The organism is Gilvimarinus gilvus, from assembly GCF_030518155.1.
Lineage (GTDB): Bacteria > Pseudomonadota > Gammaproteobacteria > Pseudomonadales > Cellvibrionaceae > Gilvimarinus > Gilvimarinus gilvus.
In genome coordinates this window covers 1-349 of the sequence record NZ_JAULRU010000148.1, presented here as the reverse complement: position 1 = coordinate 349, position 349 = coordinate 1, and the positions used below count along the sequence as shown (strand labels likewise).

Here is a 349-nt window from a genome sequence, read left to right as displayed (position 1 = left end):
GGGCCAACCTGCAACTGCTGTGTTGTGCCCTGGAGCAGGTGCGCGCGCTGTTCGGCGTGCCCATCATTGTCAGCAGTGGCTACCGTAGCGAGAAAGTCAACCGCTTGATTGGCGGTGCCGCCAACAGCCAGCATGTACAAGGGCTGGCGGCTGACTTCACGGTCATCGAGGTCAGCCCGCGCGAGACCGTGCAACGGATCAGCGAAAGTACGGTGCCCTTCGATCAACTCATCCTGGAATTCGACAAGTGGGTGCACCTGTCGGTGGCGCGGGGCACCCCGCGGCGCCAGGTGTTGACCATCCGCAAGGGCGGCGGCTATCTGGCGGGGCTGCAATGAAGCGCATTGAC

The 349-nt window shown here is 63.3% G+C and carries 1 protein-coding gene; it reads left to right on the top strand.

The features are described 5' to 3' along the window. The coding region (locus tag QWI17_RS00895) for a D-Ala-D-Ala carboxypeptidase family metallohydrolase (RefSeq protein WP_302720603.1) at positions 1-338 on the top strand (338 nt) is incomplete at its 5' end. Positions 339-349: the final 11 nt, after the last annotated feature.